This window comes from Acinetobacter gandensis (genome assembly GCF_001678755.1).
GTDB classification, from domain to species: Bacteria; Pseudomonadota; Gammaproteobacteria; order Pseudomonadales; family Moraxellaceae; genus Acinetobacter; species Acinetobacter gandensis.
The window spans coordinates 1-22,576 of the sequence record NZ_LZDS01000003.1; the positions used below are offsets into that span (position 1 = coordinate 1).

General features: G+C 40.6%; 18 protein-coding genes. 3 read left to right on the forward strand and 15 right to left on the reverse strand.

Annotated features, from left to right (window positions below; translation table 11 throughout):
- The 14 genes from A9J31_RS15750 to A9J31_RS01965 form a co-directional block, all read right to left on the reverse strand.
- On the reverse strand, window positions 1-1,699 hold a 1,699-nt coding region (locus A9J31_RS15750), incomplete at its 3' end, for a BapA/Bap/LapF family prefix-like domain-containing protein (RefSeq protein WP_425394337.1).
- Between the two features lie 155 nt (window positions 1,700-1,854).
- Window positions 1,855-2,484, reverse strand: coding sequence for an ATP-binding cassette domain-containing protein (locus A9J31_RS01905; RefSeq protein WP_067762028.1), 630 nt, complete (start codon window positions 2,482-2,484; stop codon window positions 1,855-1,857).
- Window positions 2,485-2,486: 2 nt separating this feature from the next.
- On the reverse strand, window positions 2,487-3,167 hold the full coding sequence (gene modB / locus A9J31_RS01910) for a molybdate ABC transporter permease subunit (protein WP_067762030.1): 681 nt from the start codon (window positions 3,165-3,167) through the stop codon (window positions 2,487-2,489).
- Window positions 3,168-3,179: 12 nt separating this feature from the next.
- The gene (modA, locus tag A9J31_RS01915; RefSeq protein WP_067762032.1) at window positions 3,180-3,932 is read right to left on the reverse strand and encodes a molybdate ABC transporter substrate-binding protein; all 753 of its coding nucleotides are present in this window, start codon (window positions 3,930-3,932) and stop codon (window positions 3,180-3,182) included.
- 85 nt (window positions 3,933-4,017) lie between these two features.
- Entirely contained in the window at window positions 4,018-5,310 is a 1,293-nt protein-coding gene (locus tag A9J31_RS01920) for a molybdopterin molybdotransferase MoeA (protein ID WP_067762034.1), read from the reverse strand.
- Window positions 5,307-6,230: a bifunctional molybdenum cofactor biosynthesis protein MoaC/MoaB gene (gene moaCB / locus A9J31_RS01925; RefSeq protein ID WP_067762035.1), complete on the reverse strand. Its 924-nt coding sequence runs from the start codon at window positions 6,228-6,230 to the stop codon at window positions 5,307-5,309. The genes A9J31_RS01920 and moaCB overlap by 4 nt, the downstream gene beginning before the upstream one ends.
- Window positions 6,231-6,274: 44 nt before the next feature.
- Complete coding sequence (locus tag A9J31_RS01930; protein ID WP_067762037.1) at window positions 6,275-6,883, reverse strand: molybdenum cofactor biosynthesis protein MoaE; 609 nt, start codon at window positions 6,881-6,883, stop codon at window positions 6,275-6,277.
- Window positions 6,884-6,885: 2 nt separating this feature from the next.
- Window positions 6,886-7,152 (reverse strand): MoaD/ThiS family protein, encoded by a 267-nt coding sequence (locus tag A9J31_RS01935; RefSeq protein WP_067762039.1) that lies wholly within the window; start codon window positions 7,150-7,152, stop codon window positions 6,886-6,888.
- A gap of 2 nt (window positions 7,153-7,154) precedes the next feature.
- Window positions 7,155-8,279 carry a GTP 3',8-cyclase MoaA gene (gene moaA / locus A9J31_RS01940; protein WP_067762266.1) on the reverse strand — a complete coding sequence of 375 codons (1,125 nt, stop codon included), beginning with the start codon at window positions 8,277-8,279 and terminating at the stop codon, window positions 7,155-7,157.
- Window positions 8,280-8,465: 186 nt separating this feature from the next.
- Window positions 8,466-9,092 carry a molybdenum cofactor guanylyltransferase gene (gene mobA, locus A9J31_RS01945; RefSeq protein WP_067762041.1) on the reverse strand — a complete coding sequence of 209 codons (627 nt, stop codon included), beginning with the start codon at window positions 9,090-9,092 and terminating at the stop codon, window positions 8,466-8,468.
- The gene (locus tag A9J31_RS01950; protein ID WP_067762043.1) at window positions 9,089-11,869 is read right to left on the reverse strand and encodes a nitrate reductase; all 2,781 of its coding nucleotides are present in this window, start codon (window positions 11,867-11,869) and stop codon (window positions 9,089-9,091) included. The genes mobA and A9J31_RS01950 overlap by 4 nt, the downstream gene beginning before the upstream one ends.
- 273 nt (window positions 11,870-12,142) lie before the next feature.
- A complete protein-coding gene (gene nirD / locus A9J31_RS01955; RefSeq protein WP_067762045.1) occupies window positions 12,143-13,753 on the reverse strand; it encodes a nitrite reductase small subunit NirD in 1,611 nt (536 codons plus the stop codon).
- Window positions 13,754-13,773: 20 nt separating this feature from the next.
- Window positions 13,774-16,320, reverse strand: coding sequence for a nitrite reductase large subunit NirB (nirB, locus tag A9J31_RS01960; protein WP_067762048.1), 2,547 nt, complete (start codon window positions 16,318-16,320; stop codon window positions 13,774-13,776).
- A gap of 46 nt (window positions 16,321-16,366) precedes the next feature.
- Window positions 16,367-17,716, reverse strand: coding sequence for an MFS transporter (locus A9J31_RS01965; RefSeq protein ID WP_067762050.1), 1,350 nt, complete (start codon window positions 17,714-17,716; stop codon window positions 16,367-16,369).
- A 443-nt stretch (window positions 17,717-18,159) separates the two neighbouring features.
- Between A9J31_RS01965 and A9J31_RS01970 the strand changes: the two genes are divergently transcribed.
- The 3 genes from A9J31_RS01970 to A9J31_RS01980 all read left to right on the forward strand — a co-directional run bounded on the left by A9J31_RS01970 (window position 18,160) and on the right by A9J31_RS01980 (window position 22,084).
- Window positions 18,160-18,747 carry an ANTAR domain-containing response regulator gene (locus tag A9J31_RS01970; protein WP_067762052.1) on the forward strand — a complete coding sequence of 196 codons (588 nt, stop codon included), beginning with the start codon at window positions 18,160-18,162 and terminating at the stop codon, window positions 18,745-18,747.
- Between the two features lie 3 nt (window positions 18,748-18,750).
- Window positions 18,751-19,731, forward strand: coding sequence for an ABC transporter substrate-binding protein (locus A9J31_RS01975; protein WP_067762054.1), 981 nt, complete (start codon window positions 18,751-18,753; stop codon window positions 19,729-19,731).
- A gap of 376 nt (window positions 19,732-20,107) precedes the next feature.
- Window positions 20,108-22,084: a TonB-dependent receptor plug domain-containing protein gene (locus A9J31_RS01980; protein WP_150923008.1), complete on the forward strand. Its 1,977-nt coding sequence runs from the start codon at window positions 20,108-20,110 to the stop codon at window positions 22,082-22,084.
- A 97-nt stretch (window positions 22,085-22,181) separates the two neighbouring features.
- On the opposite strand, the gene A9J31_RS01985 is transcribed toward A9J31_RS01980, so the two are convergent.
- On the reverse strand, window positions 22,182-22,457 hold the full coding sequence (locus tag A9J31_RS01985) for a hypothetical protein (RefSeq protein WP_067762057.1): 276 nt from the start codon (window positions 22,455-22,457) through the stop codon (window positions 22,182-22,184).
- Window positions 22,458-22,576 lie beyond the last annotated feature (119 nt).

The window sequence follows — 22,576 nt, forward strand, 5'->3', positions numbered from 1 at the left end:
GATCGTATGCAGACTTACCATCCGCACCAGTTAAACCTGTTTGACCGACAAGAGAAGCTAACCATTCAGCCTCAGTACCTTGATAGCCATTTGCTACTGCAGATTCATATGCGGATGAACCTGTATCACCTTTTAATGCTGTTAACCAGTTTTCAAGGCTGCCTGTATAACCATTTTCAACTGCAAGTTCGTAAGCAGATTTACCATCAACACCATCTTGACCGTCAGTGCCGTTTTGACCTTGTAGTGAACCTAACCATGCGTCAATCGTGTCATACACTGGATTGTCTGCAATTGCATCGGCAACCGCTTGGTCAATACCCGCTTGATCTAGACCTTTTGATACTGCATCTTCTTGTGCTTTTTTAACTGCTGCATCTTGCGCTTGTTGAGCTGCTTCTTGGTAGAGGTCAAACGCTGATTTACCATCAGTTCCATTGGTACCATTTTGACCTGCATTACCTTGCTCACCTTTTAATGACGCAAGCCAATCTTGAACCGTACCAATAAAGCCATTCTCAACAGCAAGTTCATACGCTGATTTACCGACAGCACCAATCACTTCAATGGTTAAGCCATCTAACCATTCTTGAATCGTGCCTTCATAGCCATTTTCTACTGCTAGATCGTATGCAGACTTACCATCCGCACCAGTTAAACCTGTTTGACCGACAAGAGAAGCTAACCATTCAGCCTCAGTACCTTGATAGCCATTTGCTACTGCAGATTCATATGCGGATGAACCTGTATCACCTTTTAATGCTGTTAACCAGTTTTCAAGGCTGCCTGTATAACCATTTTCAACTGCAAGTTCGTAAGCAGATTTACCATCAACACCATCTTGACCATCTTTACCGTTCGAGCCATTTTGACCTGCATTACCTTGCTCACCTTTTAATGACGCAAGCCAATCTTGAACCGAACCTTCAAAACCATTCTCAACTGCAAGCTCATACGCAGATTTGCCGACAGCACCAATCACTTCAATGGTTAAACCATCTAACCATTCTTGAATCGTGCCTTCATAGCCATTTTCTACTGCTAGATCGTATGCAGATTTACCGTCTGCACCAGTTAAACCTGTTTGACCTACAAGAGAAGCCAACCATTCAGCCTCAGTACCTTGATAGCCATTGGCTACCGCTGTCTCATAGGCAGACAGACCGTCTTTACCCGCTTCACCTTTCAAGGCTGAAAGCCATTGTTCTAGTGTTCCCGTGTAGCCATTTTCTTGGGCTAACTCAAATGCTGTTTTACCATCAACACCATTCTTGCCGTCAGTACCTTTTTGACCATCTTTACCATTAACGCTAGATGAACTTATACCACCAACGACTCCAGCCAGCCCCGCAGCTGTTAGAATTGGCCAAATACTAATAAAGGATGTTTCCGATTTACCATCTAATAATGGCTCGATACGATCAATTGGATTATATTGAATTGATTTAAAGTCATATAAAAATAATTCTGAATTGTGATTTCTAATTACAAGATCACTCTGACTTACATCAAAATTATCAACTGTTACCACCTCACCATTTAAAAGTGTAATGATCAATTTATTATCTAATATTTCAATTTTTTCGATTTCATCTAAATCTATATCAATTAAAACAACAGACTTATTATCCAAGACTAATTTATGACCATCAGATAACGTCGTTATCCAATCAGATTTAGAAATAGTTTGAATTTGCATAATTAATCCTAGTGGTTTAGTCGGAATTAAAAATACAATCTATAATATCCATGTAAATATTCAACCTATTTCACACAATTTTGTATTAATTTGATTTATTTTCGTTATTTTTTATATAAATGTATTTTATTATTAATAATGAGTTAATATTATTTTTATTTAAACTTATCAATATTAATTAATTGAGCATTTAATTTTACCAATTCTTCTTTTTGATGAGTAACATAGATGATTGGCATATGTAGTTCATGATTTACTTTATTAATAAACTGAATCACATTATTTTTTAGCTCAATATCTAAACCATTGAGTGGCTCATCTAACAACAATAACTCAGGTGAAGAAAATAACGCCCTTCCAATAGAAATTCTTTGTAGTTCCCCGCCAGATAATTGACTGGATTTTTTAGTTAATAATTTCTCAATATCTAAGACCTCAATAATCTGATCATATTCAAATTTTGTCTTATTTCTCTTTAAATACTTTAAAGGGTAAAGTAAATTTTGCTTAACATTTAAATGAGGAAATAATGTTGCTTGTTGAAAAACCAATGCAATTTTTCTTTTATGCATCGGTATAAAAATATTATTTTCTATATCCACAATTTTAGTATGATTTAATTCAATTAAACCTCTTGTTGGTTTATGAATCCCGACTATATTTTTTAAGAACGTAGATTTTCCTGCACCTGAGCGCCCCACGATACCAAGTACACCAGTTTCCATCTTAAAATCAACATTCAGACTGATAGATTCATTTTGATAATCAAATTTACATACAAGCATTATCAACCCACCATTTTATAATATTTTTGCATAATCCAATAATTTACAACCAATGCAGAGAAAGCCAAAACCAAAGACAATGTAACTAAGCGCATGGCCATTTGTTCACCATCAGGCTGCTGTAGCAAGGAATAAATTGCGATTGGAATGGTACGGGTTTCATTTGGAATGTTCCCGACAAACGTTATCGTTGCCCCAAACTCACCAAGACTTCGACTGAAACAGAGAATACTCCCAATCAAAATACCTGGCAGCGCTAGAGGTAAACTGATACTACAAAAGACTTTAAACGGGCTCGCACCCAGTGAGCCTGCTACTTGCTCTAATTGTTGATTAATCATTTGAAAGGATAAGCGGATTGGTTGCACCATTAATGGAAAAGCGACAATCATTGACGCCAATACTGCCCCTTTCCAGTTAAATGCGAATTGAACACCTATTTGATTAAAGTATTTCCCAATGAGACCCTGATTACCAAAAAGCACCAATAAGAGATATCCAAGCACCACAGGTGGCAACACCATTGGCAATTGAAGTAAGGCTTCAACTAAAAATTTGAATCGAAAATCATAGCGTGCTAATACCCACGCAAGCGCTATCGCGAAAGGAAGGCATATCATCACTGCAAAAGCACCAACTTTGGCCGATAGATAAAGCGCGTTTAACTCTTCAGGCGATAACATTGCAAGGCCTATCTACAATTTAAATCCATATTGGAAAAACACTTGCTTGGCTTGCCCATTCGCTTTAATGAATTGAGCGAACTTAACAGCATCTTTGTTTTTTTGTCCTTGCATGGTTAATGCAATTGGATAAATGATTGGACTGTGCGAGTTTGCTGGAAATGCTCCCACCATTTTGACTTTTTTACTGATGAGCGCATCCGTTTTATAAACGATGCCTGCTTGGCATTCACCACGCTCAACAAAGGCCAATGCTGAGCGCACATCATCTGTTCCAACAATACGGCCGTTTAAACTGTTCAACCAATTTAGTTTGATGAGACTGTGCTTCGCATATTTACCAACTGGCACGGACTCCATTTGCCCTGTACACAAATGCCCTTGGAAGGATTGCGAAAAATTAAATTGCGGGACTGCCTTAAACTGCATTTTTGTATTGATTGGGCTAATCAAAACCAATTCATTTAATAAAAAAGGCTTTACTTGAGTCGGTTGTACTTTTTGCTTTTGCACCAAATATTTCATCCAGTCTTGATCAGCTGAAAAGAAAACATCGCTGCTTGCTCCAGCTTCAATTTGTTTCGCCAAAGCACCAGATGCACCAAATACAGGTATTATCTCAATCTTAGGATTTTGTTTTTGATACAATTTGATAATATCAGTAATAGCATTAGTCAGGCTGGCTGCTGCATAAATTTTGACTGTTTCCGCTTGGACTAAATTGGAAAAAATCACAGTCGCAAAGCTGAATAGAATTTTCTTCATCATGATTTTTCTCATTTTTTTAAGGCTTATCTAACAACTATGCTTTTTCAATAAAAAATATATGGCACAGCTAGAAGTTAAAAACTTAAATAAATAGTCCTTGTAACTTTGTACCTACAACCATTTTTTCACCTGCGGGAACACGTACTAAACAATTCGCGTGCATTAAATTGCTCAACATGTGAGATTGCTGTTTGCTTAGGCTATTTAACAGTAATTGACCATCATTAAATTGAACAGTCATCCTAAGGAATCGCTCTCGCGTATCGGCTTTTAACTCATGCTGAATCGTGCCGCTAAACCATTCAGGAAGTTTTTTCTGACCTTGTAGGACTTTAACTAAAGTCGCTGTATAAATTTGCATACCTGCATAAACAGCAGCAGGATTACCCGGTAGCCCCAATAAATAACAATGACTGCCATCCTGACGTAGTAAATCTGCAAACAGCATTGGCTTCCCAGGCTTTTGTTTGACTTTCCAAAAGATCTGTTCAAACCCCAGTTTTAAAGTAACAGGGCGAACAAAGTCATAATCACCCACTGACACACCACCCGTGGTGAGAATAAGGTCATATTCATTTTTCAATCGATTCAACAATGCTGTTACGGCTTGCTCTGTATCTGCAACATGCATGATATCGACCTCTTGGCTTCGAGATTGAAACCATGCTTGAATCAACGGCGCATTGGCATCAAAAATTTTACCTGATGCTAAATCCTCTACATTTACTGAAACTTCATCTCCAGTAATCACCACGGCAATTTTTGGATATTTGAAAACCTCTATATTTTTCACACCGGCCATGCTCAATGCTGCAATTGCACCCACACTGAGTTTTTGACCTAAATCTGCTAACAATTGCCCACATGCGACTTCTTCCCCTACATCACGTATATCAGCGTGAGATTGAAGTGGTTCAGTGAGTACGATTTTCCTAGTTTCACCATTATCTAGTAGCTGCACAATTTCTTGACGTGCAACAGTGGAAGTATTGGCCGGAACTTTTGCGCCTGTAAAGATGCGAATGGCTTGCCCTTGTTGGAGTTGAATCTCTAAATTTTGTCCTGCTCGAATTTCTCCAATCAATTCAAATGAAGTGCCCATACCCAGTGTTGCTGGCGCGGCACAAATGGCATAACCGTCGACTGCACTTTGTGAAAATAAAGGTAAATTGATCTTTGAATAAACCGCTTTGGCAAGATAGCGATTTAAGGTTTGATCTAGTGTAAGTGTCTCTATGTCAAGACTCTGCGTATGATCAAGTAACATTTGTAATGCCTGATCCACTGAGATGAGTCCCTCTTCAGATCCGCAACCGCCATGCGATACAGTAAGGTTTTTTGTAGGTTTTAATTCTTTACTTAGTGCTTGATTCATTGATAGCCCCCTGCATGCGGAATATTTTTTTGCACGTCAAATAAATGAACTAATGCAGGTAAGACCGCAATCAAGGACTCTTTTGCACCTTGACGGCTGCCCGGTAAAGTCATGACTAAACTTGTATCAATATAGCCTGCTACACCACGACTTAGCGCTGCATACGGCGTACGTTTTTGTCCGAAACTGCGGGATGCTTCCATTAGCCCCGGTATTTCACGTTGCAATAAAGGCTGGATGGTCTCTACGGTTAAATCTTTTGGCCCAAGTCCTGTTCCACCTACGGTAAGAATCAAAGGATATTGATTTTTTTGCTGCTCAATTAAAACCAATAATTGTTCTGGGCTGTCTGGAATGACTTGATAGTTAATATCGCTAAAATTGGCTTCTTGTAAGATTTCTAGGACATTCTGCCCTGCTGTATCTGGCTTTTTACCTGAAGCCACAGTGTCTGAAAGTACGATGACTGAAGCAGACAAGCTTTCTTTCAATACACGGGTAAAATGCGATTTCCCACCTTTTTTCTTTTCTAGTTTAATCCCATCCAATAACAAATCTTCAGGTTCACAATGCGGTTTCAGCATGTCATACAAGGTCAATCCTGCAAGACTGACTGCTGTTAACGCTTCCATTTCAACCCCTGTCGGGCCAATGGTTTCCACCACTGCTGAAATTTCCACATACGCATCAAAAAGCTCGTATTCCACATCAGCACGATAAATCGGTAAGGGATGACAAAGAGGAATGAGTTCATCTGTGCGCTTTGCGCCTAAGATGCCGGCAATTCGAGCTGTTTTTAGCGCATCACCCTTTTCAGTATTGCCATTTCGCAACAGTTCAATGCAATGTGGGGGCGCATGCAATATACCTATTGCAATAGCTGTGCGGTAACTTTCTGCTTTCATGCCCACATTTTTCATGTTGTTTTCCTGTTTATTTGTGTATTGCTATTTTTTTTGAGGCTTTACAGATGCCATTGATAGATATTGGCATTCTGCTGAATATTTTTTTGAACCAAATGATGATCATCACCGTGCGGATGTTCATGTGTATGTAAACAATGTGAATGTGATGATGGCGTTTTAGCTTCAGTAAGAACATGAAGTTGTGATAATTGATCTGAATGATTTTGTTGATCTTTACGAATACAACAGCCTTCTACAAATTGACTGCTGCCATCCATGTAAAATTCCTCTTTCCACACAGGCACTTCATGTTTGACCCGCTCTACAGCTTCTTCACATGCTTCAAAGGCCTCACGACGATGTGGGGCATAAGCCATAGCAATAATTGCGGTATCACCAATACCAAGTGCGCCAATACGGTGTACCACGCGCACATAAGACACACCATATTTAAGCTGAATGTCTTGTTCGATTTGCCGAATCATTTTTTCAGCCACTGGCGCATAAGCTGTATATTTCAGTGCTTTCACCGCGCGGCCTTCATGATGATTGCGCACTGTGCCAATAAAAATGCCAATACCACCACATTCAGGAAAAGATTGAATTCCATCAAATACAGCTTGTTGAAGTACAGTGTCCTGAATACGGTTAAAATTGTTCAGTTCCATCTTTAACCTCCTGCTACAGGTGATAACAGCACGATGACAGCGTCATGTTTTAAAATCGTATTTCGGCTAATGATGTCTTCACCCATTGCACAAGCACAGCGCTCTAACGAGCCATATGCATCTGGATAGGCACGAATCACATAATCTAAAACATCATCCACTGTAGATCCAACCGTACATTGCAAACTTAGATCTTCAGGTAACTGACGCTGAATTGCGCCATAACTTTCAATTTTAATGTTGATCATCTGTATGAGTAATTCAGCCATTTTTAACCTCCAATCATGTGCATGCTGATCTTTCGTGCATGAGAGGGTTGCGTTGAATGTTCTTGTTTTAACGTCTTTTGAATCGCATCATAGCCTTGCGCTTTGTGCCAAATATAGTTGGCTAATTGATCTTGCAGCTCCAATTGTGCTTGCATTACATCTGATTGAGTTTGCCAAGCGTGTGCTAAGTCGATTGATTGTGTATATAGATGCTGTGTGAGGCCATTTTCTAGAAAAGCCTCAGTTAAATGCTGAATTTCAGACTTCAGTTTCAAACCGTTTTGTGCAAATAAGCAGTTAAAAAATTCACCCTGTGCATTCAATCTTAGACGGTCACAGGTTCCGCAAAATGAATTGCTAATCGTTGAAATAATACCGACAGATTTGCCATTTATATTGTAATTACGTGCTGGGTTCGAACCCTGTCCATGTTGTATGTGTACGGCAAATTCTTTTGATAAAGCATTTAAAATTTCTTGCTCAGTCACCACGGCATCGGAAGACCATTTTTGATCACCATCGAGCGGCATAAACTCAATAAAACGGGGTTCAAATTGATTGTTATGTGCCCATTTCACTAAAGGAATAATTTGATCTTCATTTATGCCTTTCATCAATACTGTGTTGATCTTAATGCTCAGACCAGCTTGTGCTGCGGCTTCAATTCCTGCCAATACAGAGTTAATTTCTTTTTGTGTTAATACCTTAAATTGAGCTGCATCTAAACTGTCTAAACTGATATTTAGATCATCCAAACCTGCTTGCTTTAAAGGTGCTGCATATTTCACTAAATAATGACCATTGCTGGTCATTGAAATGCGTTTTAACCCTATGCTTTTGAGCTGTTGTAACTGCGCTATAAAATGTACGACCCCATGACGCATTAAAGGTTCACCGCCAGTAATGCGGATTTGTTCTATCCCTTGCTGCACCATAAATTGGCAAAATACAAAAAGTTCGTCAAAACTTAATAACTCATGCTTTTTCATCCATTCAGGATGTTCAGGCATGCAATAGACACACTTAAAATTACAGCGATCCGTCACCGAAATACGGAGCTTGCGCTTTTGCCGTCCAAATTGATCTTGGAACACGCGGTGCTGATTTAGGTATGTCATGCTATTCATCATCATATCCATGACGTCGATTGCGCTGTTATTGCACAGCATAAAAATGACGCCCTATTTCCATGCTGAATAAACTGCAAAAAGTGTTCCAACTTTGGGTTTATGTAAAAAATGATTGAATCTAAAGACAAAAATTTCCTACTCACACTGATCAACAGCGTGAGATAGATTAAAAATCAGATTGAATTACAGAAAGTTCAGTTGTCGGTGCTGTTGCAGCTCATCAAAGGAATTAATGCTGTGAAAAAACAGTGCACGGTTTTTAAAACTTGCCACTTGCATGTGCATTTCAACAAAACAGTGCTTTAAACTGCGCTGATTTTGCTCAAGATGATGTTCTATGGTCGGCAGACTACTTCTTTTGAGCAAGCAAAATGGATACAAGGCTTTTCCATTAATCTCTACAACTGCCACTTCACATCTTGGATTACGCTGGATTGCCTGATGTAATCTGGAAATCACTTTGTTCGGAATGTAAGTCACATCACAAGGCACAAATAGCACATAGTCCGATTGCACATGTGACCATGCACTTTTCATTCCCATCAGTGGCCCATGAAAGCCCGCTTCATCGTCTTGGAAGTATTGAATCGATGGTATGATCCGTTCATAAATTGAATGATCACGATGACTATTAACCCAAACTTTTTCAGCGCGAGATTTGAGCTGCTGATGAATTTTGATGAGTTGAATTTCATTATCAAATTTTTGCAAAAGTTTATTGATGCCATTCATTCGGCGTGCTTGTCCACCCGCCAAAATCACCACATCCGTTTCTGCATAGGTTACAGGGATTCGCTGTTTTCTTGTCATTCTGCATACTCCGTTTGACACGCTTTAATTAAGCCGCGTATTTCAGGTAAACAAGACCCGCAATTTCCACCTGCTTTCAAGCAAGCAGTGACTTGTTTTTCATTGTTAATATTGTTCTCTTTAATGGTTTGAATGATTTTGTTTTTACCAACTTTAAAACAACTACAGACTAATGGTCCGTCATTATTACCCATTGACATCGCTTGACCCGCCAACAATGCTTTGCGGTGCATTGCACTTAAACGTTCACGTTTAAATAGGCTTGCCAACCAGTCGCGATCAGGCAATAAATCTGTAGGTGCAATATATAAACTTGCAATAAGCACGCCATTTTTCAGCACCACACTGTGGGAGATTTGTGCCGATTGATCTTCTAAATTGAGCCATTCAAAATCTTCATCGGTAAATGGCAACAAACGTTTTAACTGTTCTGTGGTCGTGCTGAATTTTTGCCGATCCGCCAGCTCAAAACGCACTGCTTTGGTTTGCATGACTTTGGTCCACCACACTGTTTTTTGAATCGTTGGCTGAACAATGTGCTCAAAACCTTGTCGCACATACAGCACACCTTGCCACTGGATATAAAAGGGCTGAATTGTCACAGGCGTATGCTTAAATTCAGGTTCACCTGAAATCGCATCCACCACTGGATTAACCACTTTGCCAATTCGGGCATCTGATGCAACTTGATCATTCCAATGAATCGGCGCGAAGATTTGCCCGCGACGAATATTGTCGCCAATCTGTGCGCGTAATACACATAATCCCCACTTCGAGCGCACTTCAATCAGTTCGCCATCTTTAATGCCATATTTCAGCGCATCATTTGGATGCAGTTCGCAATACGGTTCAGCACGATGATTGGCTAAATTTGCAGATAATCCTGTGCGGCTCATGGTGTGCCATTGGTCACGGATTCGGCCAGTATTCAAAATCAGCGGGTATTCTTGATCCGTTTGATTTACAGGATCTATGGCGCTAGTCGCAATAAATTTAGCTTTGCCATTGGCATGGCTAAATTCGCCTTGTTGAAATAATCTTGAGACATCAGCATCTACTTGATTTTTATCTATAACAGGCCACTGTATTGGCGCTAGTTCATCATATTCTTCAGCTGTTAAATGACTTAAACCTTGTAAGTTAAAATAGCGAAAATGACTGGTTTCATTCCGCTCTGCTAATGGTGCATTTTCATAGCTAGAAAGCTGACCATGTTCAATAAAAATCTCATGACTATTTATATAATTAAAGCCAGAAAAGCCCATTTTTTTTGCTACTTGTGCAATCGCCCACCAATCGGCTTTAGCCTCATCAGGCGCATCTAAAAATGCGCGTTGCCGTGAGATACGGCGTTCAGAGTTAGTGACCGTGCCGTCTTTCTCTCCCCAACCGAGCGCAGGTAACAATACATCTGCATATGCAGTGGTATCTGTATCTTGGCATATGTCTGATACCACCACCAATTCACATTGCTCTAAAGCCCGTTTGATTTGATCCGCATCTGGCATGCTGACCACAGGATTGGTCGCCATAATCCAAATGGCTTTAATCTTGCCGCTTTCCACTGCCTGAAATAGATCGACTGCTTTTAGCCCAACCGAATCTGCAATGTACGGGCTTTGCCAAAACTGCTGTACCAATTGACGATGACTTGGATTGTCCAAATCCATATGACTTGCCAGCATATTGGCCAGACCGCCAACTTCACGACCACCCATAGCATTTGGCTGACCTGTCATTGAAAATGGCGCAGCACCTAATTTGCCAATTTTTCCAGTCAGCAAATGACAATTAATAATACTGTTGGCTTTATCTACCCCACGCGAAGATTGATTCACCCCCATTGAAAATAGGCTCATGATTTTTTCAGTTTGAGCAAATTTTTCAAAAAATAACTGTAATTTTTCAACTGAAATACCTGTTCGCGTTGCTACAGATTCAATTTCAGATTCTGATGTGCTGCTCTCTAGAGCTTGCGCCAAACCATCGGTATAATTCTGAATAAATGCATGATCTGCATAGTTATTTTTAGAGAGATATTGCAGTAAGCCATTGAACAGCGCTACATCTTGCCCAGGTAAAATTGGCAAATGTAAATCTGCTGCTTCACAAGTACTGGTAAAACGCGGGTCAATAACCACAACAAATAAGTCGCGCTGCTCTTTGGCTTTCATAATGCGTTGATACAGCACAGGATGACACCAAGCAGTATTTGAACCCACCAGCACGACCATGTCTGTATGTTCAAAATCTTCATAGCTCGCTGGAACTAAGTCTTCCCCAAAAGCACGTTTATGTGCAGCCACTGCAGACGACATGCAAAGACGTGAATTGGTATCAATATTGGCTGTGCCCAAATAGCCTTTAACAAATTTATTCACCGCATAATAGTCTTCAGTCAGCAGCTGTCCTGACACATAAAATGCAATACTGTCACGGCCATAATCATCAATACATTGTTGAAATTTATCAGCTATGGTTGTAATTGCTGTATCCCAATTAGATTGTATGCGGTTCGCTTTTCGCCCAAGCATTGGATGCAGAACACGAGTTTCTAAGCCAAGCGTATCTGCCAAATTACTGCCTTTAATGCAAAGTTTTCCATAGTTTGAAGGATGATTTAAATCTCCCTCTACCGTAACTTTTTGCCCCAAAGCTGTTTGTGTTACTTTGGCCGTTACTCCACATCCAACACCGCAATATGGACATGTGGTTTGTGTAGTTTTTACATTTGCTGCGGTGGAGCTATGCAGTTCCACAAGAGGAATACTATTCATTTCTGCTTTGCTCCTTACATCCAATCTTAATAAATTGGGGGTTATGATCGATTTCAAAAACTGACTAAAAATCTAGGTTCAAGATGATAGTGGCTATCACGTGGTGGCATGGATGCCACCGTTGGGCGGGGGTACATGGATGTACCCCTCGCCCAACAAAGGATTTTTGTCACTTTTGATCCTTCAAAAGTGAGTCAATACCTATATGCAAATAGAATTAACGTAAAATGAAAAATTGAGGTCGTGATTGTTATTCTTCCGATGAATAATGAATCAACCCGCTTTCTTTAAAGCAAAATCTTTACCAAACAATAATTTATTTCGAATAGAAGAAATTGAGCTTTGATCCGCAATCAGTTCGGCATACCATGCACCATCATCAGTATCGCCAAATAAAACCGCACCGATGACCTTATCTTTTTGAATAATAATGCGTTTATAAATCTGACGTTTTTCATCATTTAAAATGATGTCCTCAAAATCATCTAATGGTTCAAAGTTTCCAGCTGAAAACACATCACAACCACTCACCTTTAACTGTGTAGGCACCGTGGGTGCTTTGAAGGTCAGGCTGCCATGCTCAGCCAAGTGCGATGCACAAATGAAGGCTTGCCCCCAAAGCGGTTCAACCAAACCAAAAGTTTGATTTCGATGTTCAATGCATTCACCAACTGCATAAATACTTGGGTCATAAGTTTGCATGGTGTCATTAACCAACACGCCGCGGTTACAGCGTAGCCCCGCACTTTGCGCCAATGCCATATTCGGACGAATCCCCACAGCAAAGACCACTAAATCTGCATCCAATACTGTGCCATCTTTTAAATGCACAGATTTAACATGACCATCTTCTCCAATTAAGCTTTCGGTATTGGCTTCAGTAATAATACGGATGCCCTTTTGCTCAATCGATTTTTTTAGCATATGACTGGCTTTAGTATCCAATTGACGGTCCATAATTCGATCCATCAAATGCAATACCGTGACATTCATACCACGCTGTTTTAAGCCATAAGCCGCTTCTAATCCCAACAATCCACCACCAATTACGACTGCATTTTTCGCACGTTTAGCCATATCCAGCATTATGTTTACATCGTAAATATCCCGAAAACTCAGTACGCCTTTTAAATCAGCACCAGCGATTGGCGGTACAAAAGGCGTCGAACCAGTGGCTAATATTAAACGGTCATAATCCACCACAATGCCGGTTTCGGTATAAACCTGTTTGCGAGGACGGTCGATGCGCACCGCGCGATCACCAGCAATAAAATGAATGCCTTTGTCTGCATACCACGCAGGTGGATGCAGCATAATATCTTCAATGGTTTTATCACCAGAAAGCACTGGAGACAGCATGATACGGTTGTAATTGCCCCAAGGCTCTTCACCAATCACGGTAATCTCATAACGTTCGGGTGCCATATCCAGCAGATCTTCTAAGCAGCGCATACCTGCCAACCCATTACCAATCAGCACCAGCTTCATTTTTTCCTGTGCTAATCCATTGTTGGTGATATAGGTTTTTTGCGCCGTTGGGCTAACAAAAACTTTGCCCTGTTCAATCTTGCTTGGAAACACCAGCAGTTTTTGCTCTTTGTCTTCCAAGCAGCGCCCTGTAGCGAGACTAAAATGCTGTTTATAAATTGGCGACGCTACCACACGCTCACCCTGTAAATCTCCTACAATACCGCGCGACATTACAAAGGCTTTGCTGAATGGGTCTTGATTGCTGAGCGCATAGACGCGTTTTTCTGAACCGACACGGAAAATAGCAATTTGCTGATTTTCAATGAGTGCTCCAACACCTGTATTAGGCGTAATATCTTCTAATGCGCAGATTTCAACCCAGTCCAGTTCATTCATTTCTTTTAAAATTGTCATGTTCATTATCCTTATTCTATTTACGCTTCTACCACTGGAATACGGCTACCATCACGTTCTGCCTCATTTTTAGGGCGAATTTGACCGCGGACCGAAGCAAATTGAATATGCGGATCATTTTGCTGTTCAGCTTTGGCATTCACAAAAGTGACAAAGCGTTTGCGCACTTCAGGGTCTTCCACCGCAGTACGCCATTCATCTTGATAAGTTCCGACAACATGGCTCATGCGACGTTCTAATTCAGCCGCGACACCTAAAGAATCATGCACAACAACATCTTTTAAATAATCTAAACCTCCTTCCATATTGTCGCGCCACACAGAAGTCCGTTGTAAACGATCCGCAGTTTGGATGTAGAACATAAAGAACCGGTCGATATATTTGATTAAAGTTTGTGTATCTAAATCAGATGCTAAAAGCTCTGCATGACGTGGTTTCATACCGCCGTTGCCACATACATAGAGGTTCCAGCCTTTTTCTGTGGCAATCACGCCCACATCTTTACTTTGTGCTTCTGCACATTCACGAGTACAGCCAGACACTGCCATTTTAAGTTTGTGTGGAGATCGCAGTCCTTTGTAACGATTTTCTAGGAAGATGGCTAAACCCACAGAATCATCTACACCATAGCGGCACCATGTACTGCCAACGCATGATTTCACTGTTCTTAATGACTTACCGTAGGCATGCCCAGATTCAAAGCCAGCTGCAATTAACTTTTCCCAAATTTCAGGCAATTGATGCACTTGCGCACCAAACATGTCTACACGCTGACCACCCGTTAATTTGGTATATAGGCCATATTCTTTCGCAATCTGCCCCACTGCAATTAAACCATCTGGGGTGACTTCACCACCTGCCATACGTGGTACAACAGAATAAGAACCATCTTTTTGAATATTGCCCAAGTAGTAGTCATTGCTGTCTTGCAGGCCTGCATGGCTTGGCTTCAGCACAAAATCATTCCAACAAGAAGCCAAAATATTAGCTGCCGTTGGTTTACAGATATCACAACCCAATCCATGACCATGCTGCTGAATCAAATCATCAAAAGTTTTAATTTCATTGACGCGAACCAAGTGATACAGCTCTTGGCGTGAATACGCAAAATGCTCACACAGATGGTTATTGACTGTAACTCCTTGACGCTGCAATTCCGATTTTAGAACTTGAGTCACCAGCGGCGTGCATCCTCCACAAGCCGTTGCGGCTTTAGTACATTTCTTTAATGCGCCGAGTGATGTTGAACCGCCTGCAATCGCTTCGCAAATATCTGCCTTAGACACGTTATTGCATGAACAAATGGTGGCGCTGTCAGGCAACAGATCAACACCACTACCACCTGCTTTTGCAGAAGATTGCTCAAAACCTGGCATGATTAAACTTTCAGGATTTTCTGGAATAGCCAATCCATTCAGCATCATTTGCAGTAAATCGTTATATTCTTTGGCGCAGCCCACCAGCACAGCGCCAAGCAGTTGAGTTTTTGCGGCATCCACTACAATCTTTTTATACACCTGCGCTGCTTCATCCGCATAAAAATAGCTGAGCGAATTTGGCGTCATCGCATGTGCATCACCTACCGATGCCACATCTACCCCCATCAGTTTGAGTTTGGTGCTCATATCTGCACCTGCAAACTCAGTACAGCTTTGTTCCATCACATGTTTGGCTGCAATGCGTGCCATGTCATAACCCGGTGCCACCAAGCCATAAATTTTATTTTGCCAAAGTGCACATTCACCAATGGCATAAATATCTGGGTTCGAGGTTTGGCAGTAATCATTAATAGTAATACCGCCACGTTCACCAATACTTAAACCACTTTGACGCGCTAACTCATCACGTGGACGGATACCCGCTGAGAACAAAATAATGTCGGTTTCTAACTCTGAACCATCACCAAACTTCATCACATGCTTAGCATTTGCGCCATCTTCAATACAAGACGTAGCTTTTTGCGTATGAACTTTCACCCCTAGATTTTCGATTTTTGAACGTAAAACTTTACCGCCCAAATCATCAATCTGTACTGCCATTAAACGTGGAGCAAACTCTACCACATGCGTTTCTAGGTTTAAGTCGCGTAAGGCTTTGGCAGCTTCTAAACCAAGTAATCCACCGCCAATCACTACACCTGATTTAGCATTTAAACTTGCAGCACGAATCGCATCTAAATCCTCAATCGTACGGTACACAAAGCAATTTTTACGGTCATTACCCGGAATAGGCGGCACAAACGCATAAGAACCAGTAGCAAGTATCAGCTTGTCATAACTTAAGACATCACCATGATTGGTCATCACTGTTTTATTGAGTTGATCAATTTCAATGGCTTTGGTGCTTAGACGCAGGTCAATACCATAGGCATCTGCAAAATCACTACGACATAAGGTTAAGTCTTTGGCTGACTTGCCACTGAAATACTCAGTTAAATGTACACGGTCATAGGCTAAGCGTGGCTCTTCGGCTAAGATGGTGATTTCAACTTCATCACCTGCGAGCTCTAAAACCGATTCGATAAACTTATGGCCGACCATGCCATGACCAATCATGATAATTTTCATATTGTTACTCCAATGCTTTAGATATTTCTGCTGATTCTTGGCTGTTTTAGTTTTGTGCTTCAGCTAAGCTGCGTTCATGTACGGCTTGTTCAAATAAACGCTGTTCTTTTTCTTTGTGCTCGACAGAGAAGCGAATCATCAGTACGCAACTTGCTGCAATCACCACCAGGCCACCCAGCACCATTAAAGTCGTTTGAATATCCAACATACCTTTGAGTAAAAAACCTGCTGCCACTGCACCGACGTTACCGCCCGCACCAATAATGCCTGCCACACCACCTAAGGCATCACGATCAATAAATGGCACCAAAGCATAAGTTGCACCACACGCCATATGGGTAAATAAGGCAAATACCGTCATCGCAAGGATGGCTAAAATTGGCGTGTGCATTTGTGAGAAAAGAATAAGGAACAGTCCTTCAAGCAGAATCATCGCAAATAACACTTTTGTACGACCATCTAAGCCTTTTTTAGTTGCCACTTTATCTGAAACAATGCCGCCAAGCGCACGAGCAAATAGCGCCAACAAGCCAAAGATCCCTGCAGCCATGCCTGCTTCTTTTAAGCCAAATTGGAAATTGTCGACGTAGTAAAGTGCAATGATGTTATGAATAAAGATTTCAATACCAAAACATGCAGCATAAGCACCAAATAAAATCCATACACGGTAATTACGTGCTGCGTGCATTAATATCGCTACACCGCCTTTCTTATCTGAACCAACAGCAATGCCTTGCGCACGTAGCTCTTTAAAATCACCTTGCGGGCAATCTTGTGTAAATTTCCAATATAAAGCGCCAACAATCAGCATCATTACACCTGGAACAATCAGCGCAATTCGCCAGCCCATCGCTTGCTCAACACCAAACATCACCAAAGCGCCTAGCATTAATGGCATTAGGGCTTGAGTCGCGCCGCCGCCTGCATTACCCCATCCCGCAGTTGCAGCATTTGCTGTTCCAACTACATTTGGTGCAAACATAATGCTGGTGTGATATTGCGTAATCACAAAGCTTGCGCCAATCGCGCCAATGAGGAGACGAAAGAATAAGAAGGATTCATAACTATTGGCTGAAGCCACTCCAAACACTGGAATACTGCCAATAATCAACAAAGCCGTATAGGTTTTGCGTGGGCCGTATTTATCACATAAAGGCCCAACAATTAGACGGACTAAAATCGTGATAGCGACCGCAGCAATATTAATATTGGCGATTTGGTCTTTGGTCAGATGGAATTCACCTGCAATGACTGGCATTAAGGGGGCGCAGGCAAACCAAGCGAAAAAGCAAACAAAGAATGCGAGCCAACTCATGTGGAAGGCCCGCATTGCTGCTGAAGTAAAGTTAAATAGATTTATTTTTGTCGCTTTTTTAGCATTTAAATTTGAAGACATAACCATCTCCTGACTGAACTGAACGCATTGGGTACTCTGCTATGTCGCTAACACATTGCAGAGTCGATCAGAACGGACGTCGTTGGCCGTCTTACAAATTTTTAGAGTCTTCTTTGACTCAGTGTTTAATAAGCATATCTCGTGCCAAATTTAATAAATAGCAAATATATAAGGTAATTTGCTTATTCAATAATCTATCAAATTAAATTTATTCGACTGTAAAGATCAGATTCAATTCTGTCCCTTCATTCAGCCGCTCATTTATGTGCAGAATAAAGATGGCATGCACCACGACAGTGCAAATTGATTAGATATCAATGCCTGTCGTCCGTACACCCTCAATAAACTTAAAAAAATACAGGTTTATTCGTTTTGATTTTGGCACTTAAATTGCTTAAGCATATTTATACGTATTTGTTTTTTTGCTCTGCGCGAGCTTTCGCATGCCAAAACTTAAAATTGCATTAATAGATGATGACCCAGAACGTGCTGATTTCACCAAAGCCTCATTACTTCAGCACGACTTTGATGTCGTTGCTTGCCTGATGATTGACCATTTAAATATGGGGTATTTACAGCAAATTAAAGCTGATGTCATCTTATTAGATATGGATCATCCACACCGAGATATTATCGAAAGTTGTGTTTCTCAGTTTGACTTACCAACGGTACTTTTTACTAAAAATTCGAGCCAAGATACGATCCGAAATGCTATCGATGCTGGAGTAACGGCTTATATTGTTGATGGTATAGATCCCACCCGTCTTAATAGCATTTTAGAAATATCGATTGAGCAATATAAAAAGCATAAAAAATTACTCAATGATTTGGCTGAAACCAAATGTAAATTGGCCGACCGTAAAGATATTGAAAAAGCCAAGGTGCTGTTAATTCAAATGCATGCATTAACAGAAGAACAAGCTTTTAGTTTATTACGTAAAAATGCCATGAGCCATCGTATGACCATGGGTGAAATGGCACGTCGATTACTCGATGCTCAAGCACTTTTACAATCACAATTTAAGGAATAAGCCATGTCTACTCTTGAAAAAACCGATCTACAGCTTGGCTATATTCCCCTACTCGACTGCGTCGCAATCCTATGGGCGAAACATCAAGGATATTTTGAACAACAAGGTCTCAATGTCGAATTGGTTAAAGAAGCCTCTTGGGCAAGTTTGAGAGATCGTCTTGCATTTGGCTTTTTAGATGCTGCACATTGCTTGTCGGCCATGTTACCAGCTGCTGCCTTAGGTGAAGATCAACTAGGTATACCCCTCCAAACACCTCTTGTCCTCAGTACCAATCGGGCTTTTATCAGTTTGTCACAACAATTGTGCTATCAATTAAACATTAGTTCAGCGGATCGTCCCGCCCAATCTGCAGCAAAAATATTTGCAGCGATTCACTCTGGTCAAACGATTCACTTAGCTCACGTATTTAAGCATTCAATTCATCACTTTTGCTTACGTGAATGGTTGGCGCTTGCCAACGAAGCTGCTGCTAAAGCATTAACCTTACGTACCGTACCACCACCTTTTATGGTCGAATCACTCAACAATGGCATTATTGATGGATTTTGTGTCGGCGAGCCATGGAATACCCAAGGTGAGATTATGGGTATCAGTCAAATCATTGCGCAGAGTAGCGATATCATCCCCACAGTAGCCGATAAGGTACTAGCCGTGACTTCAAGATGGGCAGCGCAACATCCAAATACATTAAAGGCATTGTGTACAGCTATACAAAAAGCACAACAAGAATTAAAAAATCTTGAAGATTATTCACAAGTTTGGGGCCTGCTCCAACACTATGAAATTATTCGTTTTGAATGCTCTGAACAAATCCATGTGCATAAATATGCGTCTATTCAAAATATTATTCGACACTTTATTGAAGACGATGGCACACCCAAAACTGAAGATATGCAATGGATTTTTACCCAAATGCAAAAATGGCTAGGGCTCAAATCAGAAGCTAACTTTGAAGAGCTTTGCAAGCAATGTATTGTTTAAAGACGCCAGTTTTTAGATTCAATTAATCACATTCTTGGTACTCAAAATCAAAGCAATAGCCAGAACAAAGCAACAATTCAATTTGAAAAATTACGCTTCACATGAAAAGTAAATTATAGAGCTATATACCTATTATCTATAGGGATTTAAGAAAGAATTAAAATGTTCAATACATGGCTTTTCCACAAATTTTCTCCATAATTGTGCGCTACTCTTGCCGAAAATTACATTTGGATAACCAAATAATGCAAGGCGTGCGCACCCCATTAAAACTGACCACACACTGAGTTATGCCTTACTTACCCTGTCTACTTCAATTTGGGCAGCAGAAAATTCATCTACATTGACTGAACAGCCACAAGCAGATGTTCAGCAAATGGAAGCTCTGACTTTTGAAGTGCGTTCAGCAGCAATCAAACCTAAAGATCCGGATATTAGCGCAGTCGCAAAAACTATTGTCACTCGTGATGAAATGCTGAAATTCGGTGATCAGTCGATAAATGATGCACTACGTCGAGCAGCAGGTTTTCAACTCCCAGGTGCGGGAGGTGGACCGCGTGGAGGCCCAAGTGCTGGCGGCATGCGTTTTCGTGGTGGCGGTGCACCCGTATTTTTAATTAATGGTGAACCTGTTCAAGGCGGGCCGCGTGGTGGTATGTCTGTGGTCGACAGCATCACCCCTGAAATGATTGAGCGTATTGAAATTACCAAGCAGCCAAGCGTCGCTCAGGCTTCAGTTGCATCTTCTGCAGTCATCAATATCATTTTAAAAGAGCCGCTCAATGACACCCGTTTGAGTGGTTCTGTCCGTGCAGGTTATGGTTTAACGCAGTCCAATACACGTGAAGAGGAACGCACAAATCTAAATTTCCAAATGGATGGTCGTGATGATACTTGGATCTATAGCTTATCAGGCAGTCAATCGTGGAATGATTCTGACACATTAACACGTACCCAAAATGCAACAGGTGAACAAACACAACGACGTATTACCAATCGTACTTCTCAAATGTTGACACCACGTGTTGAATATCAGCTCGATGATCAACAGAAATTAGTTGCCGAAGTCTTCTACCGTAACAATGAAAGTGAAGGTTCAAGCGGTTCTCAAGTACAAAAAGATAAAAATGACAGTATTCGTTTAAATACCCGTTATGAACGTAAAAATCAGGGTGATTCAGACAAAATTCGCTTATCGATAGAACAGCAACAAGAAACTGAATTAACCCGTTCAACGCGTCAGCAATCTTATATTGATGAACAAATTAATGAATATGGTTTGGCTTATGATGGTGTACGTAAATTTGATGCGAAAAAGCAAATCAAGTTTGGTACAGATCTTCGATCAAGTGAGTTAGAAAGCAATATTGCCAACACTTTGGATGAACAAACTTATGCCGCTTATGTCGAAGGCAGTTGGCGATATACAGATAAGCAAACGTTAACACTGGGAGTACGTCAAGAATGGATTGATCGCTCAGGCTTAGTGGATTATCAAGATAATCATTTAAGTCCTGTACTCGCACATCGTTATGATTTTAATGAGCAATGGTCATTACAAACCAACCTGAGTCAGGCCTTTAAAAGCCCTCGTAGCAATCAACTTATGCCAACTGTTTCTGTTTCTACGGATAGTGATGCAGGCAGCTTAAACAATCCTGACCGTGGTGGTAACCCATTCTTACGCCCTGAAAAGATCAATGCTTACGAAACCACATTGGGCTATAACACCCCTGCAGGCGGCGTGAACGTAACAGCGTATTACCGTGAAATCGAAGACTATATTGAAAAATCGATTTATAGTGAAAATGTGACAGGTCATTTATGTGGTACAGCTGATAGTGATAGCCGCTTTGTGGAACGCCCATATAACCAAGACAGTGCGACGACTTATGGCGTAGAAATTGCGGGGCGCTACGCGTTGAAGCAAACCGATTCGGGGCATTCATTTATGCTAAACGCACAGCTTTCTACCGTGCGTGCAAAAATTGAAGAAGATAATGGTACAAAACGTCTAGCCAGTGATGTCGCACCATATTCTGCGAGTACAGGTATCTCCTATAACTACCAACCTTGGCGAATTGCTACAAGTGTCAATTTAAATTACACCCCAGAATACACCCGTGCACTCAGTAATGAGCCATACAACCGCACCAGTAATGAACGTGTAAATATGGATATAAGTTTCACCAAACGATTTGAACAAAATTGGTCTGCATCCGTAAATGCACGTAATATTTTAAGTAGCGATTACAAAGAAGTATTACGTGATCAACGCACTGGCGCGCTTTACCAATCACGTATAAATGAAGCGATTCCAAGCTTTATGTTCACCGTCGAAAAGAAATTTTAAAGTTGTCAAGGCGCATAAATATGCTGCAAAAAAGCCGATACATTTGTGTCGGCTTTTTTTCTATTTAACATTTATTCTCTTATTTCTAAGCGAAGCGTTATTTTTCAATTTCTTTGAGTAATTTGGCTATTTTTAAAGTATGTTCTTTACGTCCAGTTTTTTCTAAAACTTTCAGTTCAATCCACCATAAATATTCAAAAATTTCTGATTCACTTGAATTGTCGCGTATCAATTTAAAGATATTCGGCAAGTAATCATCATATTCATCACGCATTGAAGGCATTCTTCGAATACCCAATGGATCCCATTCCTTCAACAATATGTTGTGTATCGCATGCAATAATTTTGCATCGGGATTTGATTTTAAGTCCATATAATTTCCCTGGCATATATTTTTTTACTTTAAAAATCTTTTATATGGGATTTTTTTATAGTTCAGAAAAAATTTATCTGTAGATTTCTGAAGTTTTCATCATACGCATCTAATAAGCG

Coding starts and splice junctions, on each gene's coding strand:
- nirD (WP_067762045.1), bottom strand. CDS start 13,753: ATGACAATTTTAAAAGAAATGAATGAACTGGACTGGGTTGAAATCTGC.
- A9J31_RS01970 (WP_067762052.1), top strand. CDS start 18,160: ATGCCAAAACTTAAAATTGCATTAATAGATGATGACCCAGAACGTGCT.
- nirB (WP_067762048.1), bottom strand. CDS start 16,320: ATGAAAATTATCATGATTGGTCATGGCATGGTCGGCCATAAGTTTATC.
- modA (WP_067762032.1), bottom strand. CDS start 3,932: ATGAAGAAAATTCTATTCAGCTTTGCGACTGTGATTTTTTCCAATTTA.
- A9J31_RS01975 (WP_067762054.1), top strand. CDS start 18,751: ATGTCTACTCTTGAAAAAACCGATCTACAGCTTGGCTATATTCCCCTA.
- A9J31_RS01965 (WP_067762050.1), bottom strand. CDS start 17,716: ATGTCTTCAAATTTAAATGCTAAAAAAGCGACAAAAATAAATCTATTT.
- mobA (WP_067762041.1), bottom strand. CDS start 9,092: ATGACAAGAAAACAGCGAATCCCTGTAACCTATGCAGAAACGGATGTG.
- moaCB (WP_067762035.1), bottom strand. CDS start 6,230: ATGAAAAATGTGGGCATGAAAGCAGAAAGTTACCGCACAGCTATTGCA.
- moaA (WP_067762266.1), bottom strand. CDS start 8,279: ATGAATAGCATGACATACCTAAATCAGCACCGCGTGTTCCAAGATCAA.
- A9J31_RS01930 (WP_067762037.1), bottom strand. CDS start 6,883: ATGGAACTGAACAATTTTAACCGTATTCAGGACACTGTACTTCAACAA.
- A9J31_RS01980 (WP_150923008.1), top strand. CDS start 20,108: ATGGAAGCTCTGACTTTTGAAGTGCGTTCAGCAGCAATCAAACCTAAA.
- A9J31_RS01985 (WP_067762057.1), bottom strand. CDS start 22,457: ATGGACTTAAAATCAAATCCCGATGCAAAATTATTGCATGCGATACAC.
- modB (WP_067762030.1), bottom strand. CDS start 3,167: ATGTTATCGCCTGAAGAGTTAAACGCGCTTTATCTATCGGCCAAAGTT.
- A9J31_RS01950 (WP_067762043.1), bottom strand. CDS start 11,869: ATGAATAGTATTCCTCTTGTGGAACTGCATAGCTCCACCGCAGCAAAT.
- A9J31_RS01935 (WP_067762039.1), bottom strand. CDS start 7,152: ATGGCTGAATTACTCATACAGATGATCAACATTAAAATTGAAAGTTAT.
- A9J31_RS01920 (WP_067762034.1), bottom strand. CDS start 5,310: ATGAATCAAGCACTAAGTAAAGAATTAAAACCTACAAAAAACCTTACT.
- A9J31_RS01905 (WP_067762028.1), bottom strand. CDS start 2,484: ATGCTTGTATGTAAATTTGATTATCAAAATGAATCTATCAGTCTGAAT.